This window comes from Mesorhizobium sp. M4A.F.Ca.ET.090.04.2.1, from assembly GCF_003999085.1.
Taxonomy (GTDB): domain Bacteria; phylum Pseudomonadota; class Alphaproteobacteria; order Rhizobiales; family Rhizobiaceae; genus Mesorhizobium.
On the sequence record NZ_RZOT01000469.1, the window covers coordinates 1 to 4865 of the forward strand.

The 4865-nt window shown below is 62.7% G+C and carries 3 protein-coding genes; 2 read left to right on the plus strand and 1 reads right to left on the minus strand.

From position 1 onward, the window contains the following. Positions 1-1917: pyruvate, phosphate dikinase (gene ppdK / locus EN781_RS25805; protein WP_127400457.1), on the minus strand; the 1917-nt coding region annotated here is incomplete at its 3' end. A gap of 447 nt (positions 1918-2364) precedes the next feature. Between ppdK and EN781_RS25810 the strand changes: the two genes are divergently transcribed. Together EN781_RS25810 and EN781_RS25815 are read left to right on the plus strand one after the other, a co-directional pair. Further along, positions 2365-3792 carry a phosphomannomutase gene (locus EN781_RS25810; protein ID WP_126055849.1) on the plus strand — a complete coding sequence of 476 codons (1428 nt, stop codon included), beginning with the start codon at positions 2365-2367 and terminating at the stop codon, positions 3790-3792. Beyond that, the coding region (locus EN781_RS25815; RefSeq protein WP_127400458.1) for a mannose-1-phosphate guanylyltransferase at positions 3792-4865 on the plus strand (1074 nt) is incomplete at its 3' end. The genes EN781_RS25810 and EN781_RS25815, both read left to right, overlap by 1 nt.

Consider the following 4865-nt stretch of genomic DNA (forward strand, 5'->3'; position numbering starts at 1 on the left):
GAACTCGTGCAGCGGCGGATCGAGCAGGCGGATCGTCACCGGCAGGCCGGCCATGATCTCGAACAGCTCGAGGAAATCCGAGCGCTGCATGGGCAGCAGCTTGTCGAGCGCGGCGCGCCGGTCCTTCTCGGTGTCGGCCAGGATCATCTCGCGCATGGCGACGATACGGTCGCCGTCGAAGAACATGTGCTCGGTGCGGCAGAGTCCGATGCCTTCGGCGCCGAACGAGCGCGCCATGCGCGCATCAAGCGGCGTTTCGGCATTGGTGCGCACCTTCATGCGGCGTGCCGCGTCGGCCCATTCCATGATGGCGGCGAAATCGCCCGACAGTTCCGGCTGCAGCATGGCCACCGCGCCCTTCAGCACCTGACCGTTGGCGCCATCGATGGTGATGATGTCGCCCTTGCGGAAGGTCTGGCCCATCGAGATCAGAGTCCCGGCCTTGTAGTCGACGCGTAGCGACCCTGCGCCCGACACGCAGGGCTTGCCCATGCCGCGCGCCACCACAGCGGCATGGCTGGTCATGCCGCCGCGCGTGGTGAGGATGCCTTCGGCCGCATGCATGCCGTGGATGTCCTCGGGGCTTGTCTCGATGCGTACCAGGATAACCTTGCGGCCTTGCGCCTTGGCGTCCTCGGCATCGCCCGAGGAAAAGACGATCTCGCCGGTTGCCGCACCCGGCGAAGCTGGCAGGCCGACGCCAATGACGTCGCGCGCGGCCTTCGGATCGATGGTCGGGTGCAGGAGTTGGTCGAGCGAGGCAGGATCGATGCGGGCGACCGCTTCCTCCCTGGTAATCAGCTTGTCCTTCGCCATCTCGACGGCAATCCTGAGCGCTGCCTTGGCCGTGCGCTTGCCGGACCTGGTCTGCAGCATCCAAAGCTTGCCGCGCTCGATCGTGAATTCGAGATCCTGCATGTCGCGGTAGTGCTTCTCGAGGCGGTCGGAGATGTCGACGAAAGCTTGGAAGGCATCCGGCATCAGCTTCTGCAGCGACGGCTTGTCGGATCCGGCAGCGATGCGCGCCGCCTCGGTGATGTTCTGCGGGGTACGGATGCCGGCGACGACATCCTCGCCCTGGGCGTTGACCAGAAACTCGCCGTAGAGCTGCTTTTCGCCGGTCGACGGGTTGCGGGTGAAGGCGACGCCGGTGGCGGACGTATCGCCCATATTGCCGAACACCATGGCCTGGACATTGACCGCCGTGCCCCAGCTCTCGGGAATGTCGTGCAGGCGGCGATAGGTGATTGCGCGGTTGTTCATCCAGCTGGAGAACACAGCGCCGATGGCGCCCCAGAGCTGTTCGTGCGGCTCCTGCGGAAACGGCTTGCCGAGTTCCTCCTCGACCTTGGCCTTGTAGAGCGCGATCACGCCCTGCCATTCGAGCGCCGTCAGCTCGGTGTCCAGCTCATGGCCGAGGTTCGCCTTCTCATCCTCCAGGATCTCCTCGAAAACCTCATGGTCGAGCCCCATGACGACGTCGGAATACATCTGGATGAAGCGGCGGTAGCTATCATAAGCGAAGCGGGCGTCACCGGAATCGGCGGAGAGCGCCTCGACCGTCTCGTCATTGAGGCCGAGATTGAGGACGGTGTCCATCATGCCCGGCATGGAGGCGCGGGCGCCGGAGCGCACCGACACCAGGAGCAATTTCGACGGATCGCCGAAGCGGCGGCCGGTCAGCCGGCCGATATGGTCGAGCGCAACCGTAACGTCCGCTTCGAGTTCGGACGGATAAGTGCGGCCGTTGGCGTAATAGGCGTTGCAGACCTCGGTGGTGATGGTGAAACCCGGCGGGACTGGCAGGCCGAGGCTGCACATCTCGGCCAGGTTGGCGCCCTTGCCGCCGAGAAGATTACGGTCGCCGGCACGGCCCTCAGCGGCGCCATCGCCGAAGGTGTAAACCCACTTGGTCATGCTCGCCCTCCAACGGTCGCAGATCGCAGGCCGGCGAAGCCCATGGCCTCGGCTTCGTCCGGTCCGATCCGAGCGATATGATGCTGCACTGCGAAAGGCAAGGCGTCGCCAAAGCCGGCCGGCCGCTACAATCGATTAAGGAAAACCCCTAAAATCGATTAAGCAAAAGCTGCGTCAAAAAGACCGGACGCTTTGACGACGATTGAGATTGACGCAATGCGAGTATCCGGAGCGCGCCATGCAGCCGGTGATAGGTCTCATCATCCGGAATACATTGCAAAATGCGGAGCCGCTAAAATTCCGGCGATACATCCCGGCAGCTCGCGAAATCTTGCGGGTTCGATTTCGTTCAACCGCGCGCGCAAGGGCGCCGGTATGATTTTTTGTTGACAGCGAACCCCACTCCAATATTACCGGCCTGATCTTCCAAACAGCAAAAGAAGAACGATGAAATTCGGGTCGAGCGGCGTCCGAGGTTTGGCTTCGGAATTGGTTGGGAAGCCAAGCGGACTCTATACTGAGGCGTTCGCCTGGCGTCTGGCTTCAAGCGGCTTGCAATCGAGTGGCGCGGTCTTCGTCGGCCGTGACCTGCGCGACAGCAGCCCGGCGATTGCCGACCGTTGCATGGCGGCGCTGGCCGCGAGCGGATTCCAGCCGATCGATTGCGGCGTCATCCCTACCCCGGCCCTCGCTTTTTATGCCCAAAAGCAGGGCGCGGCCGCTCTGATGGTAACCGGCTCCCACATTCCCGCCGACCGCAACGGCATCAAATTCTATCGCCCGAATGGCGAGATCGATAAGGCGGACGAGGCTGCGATAACGCAATATGTCGCCGACAAGTCAAATGTGTACGATCCGCCAACTCTTCCTGAGACGACCTGGCCAAGGCGCCATGACGAAGCGATTGCCGGTTACCAGGAACGCGCCAACGATATCCTGGGGCCGGATTCGCTGTCCGGCATGAGGGTCGGCGTGTATCAGCACAGTTCGGTCGCGGCGGAATTGCTGGTGCGGGTACTTCGATTGTTCGGCGCCGAGGTGGTCCCGGTCGGCAAAAGCGAAACCTTCGTGCCGGTCGATACCGAAGCGGTGGGCGCGGCCACGCTTGCGAAATTCAAGGCCTGGAGCCGTGAGTTCAAGCTCGACGCCATCGTGTCCACGGACGCCGATGCCGACCGCCCGCTTGTCGCCGACGAGAAAGGCGATCTGTTCCGGGGCGACCTGATTGGGCTCGTCACCGCGCTTTTCGTGGCAGCGGATACGGTAGTAACGCCCGTGACCTCCAATTCGGGTATTTCGGATGCCCTGGGTTTCGAGGTGAGGAGAACCAAGGTCGGGTCGCCGTTCGTCATCGATGGCATGGAAGCGTCGTACCGTGGCGGCAACATCGTCATCGGCTTCGAGGCCAATGGCGGCGTCCTCCTGGGATCGGATTGCCTGCTGAATGGAAAGACGCTGGCGGCCCTGCCGACACGCGACTCGCTGCTACCGATCCTTGCCGTGCTCGGCACCATGGCATCGACGAAAAGACCGCTGTCGCGTTTGCGCGAGCTTTGGGACCTTCCGTTCTGCGCGAGTGAGCGACTCGAGAACTTCCCGGTGGAGAGTTCACGCCGGTTGATGACCCAACTCGCCAACCCCGATGCGCTGCAGCAATTCCTGGCTCCGTTTGGCACTGTTGCCGAAATCGATGAAACCGATGGCCTCAGGGCGCGGATGGATAGTGGCGAGATCATACATTTGCGGCCGTCCGGAAATGCGCCGGAATTGCGCTGCTATTCGGAGGCCGCGAGCTATGCCAGGGCGACGGCGATCGTGGCATTGACACTGGAGAAGGCTCGGGCATTCGCATCTCCGGGCACAGAGGGCATTTGATGAAAGTCGTTCCGGTGATCATCAGCGGTGGAGCCGGCTCGCGCCTGTGGCCTGCCTCGCGGCAGTCGCATCCCAAGCCGTTCCTGAAGGTGGCGGACGGACATTCACTGATCCAGCATACCGCGTTGCGCGCCGCCTCGATCAGGGACGTCGTCGAGCTGGTCACGGTGACGTCCAGGGAACACCTCTTCCTCACGACAGACGACTTCGACGCTCTGGAGCCCGTTGTTCCTCAGCGGACCTTCCTGCTCGAGCCTGAGGGCCGCGATACGGCTGCAGCCGTGGCCGCGGCTGCGATCCACGCCAAGGCAATGCAAGGCCCCGACGTCATTCTGTGCATTTTCCCAGCCGACCACATGATCGGAAACGTGCCAGCATTCCTGAGCGCCGTGGCCAGGGCGATCGAGCATGCCGGGCAAGGACGCATCGCGACGCTGGGCATAAATCCGACCAGGCCGGACACGGCCTTCGGCTATATCGAGGCAGACGGCGAAAACGTTGTCCGCTTCGTCGAGAAGCCGGATCTGGAGACGGCCAAGGCCTATGTCGCGTCCAAGCGGTTCTTCTGGAACGCCGGCATTTTCTGCTTCCGCGCGCAGGTCATGCTCGAGGCAATGGCCAAGCATTGCCCCGCGGTGATCGACGCCGTTGTCGCCAGCTACGAGGACAGCCACGTCAGCCGGGGCGAAGGTTTCGCCAACATCGAACTCTCGTCTGAGCATTTCGCCATGGCTCCGCGCATTTCGCTCGACCATGCGGTGATGGAAAAGGCGCAAAACCTGGCCGTCGTTCCCTGCGACATGGAATGGAACGACATTGGATCATGGAACGCGATGGCCGAACTGGTCGCCCCCGACCAGAGCGGCAACCGGATTCGCGGTGACGTTCGCATGGTCGACACCGCGGACAGCTTCATCAGTTCCGACAAACGCGTCATCGGCACTGTCGGCGTCAGTGACCTAGTGATCGTCGATTCCCCGGACGCATTGCTGGTGGCGTCCCGCGACCGCGTCCAGGACGTCAAGAAGCTGTTCGAATCCCTTAAGGCTTCCGGGCATGAGGCGCACTTGCTC

Coding starts and splice junctions, on each gene's coding strand:
- EN781_RS25810 (WP_126055849.1), top strand. CDS start 2,365: ATGAAATTCGGGTCGAGCGGCGTCCGAGGTTTGGCTTCGGAATTGGTT.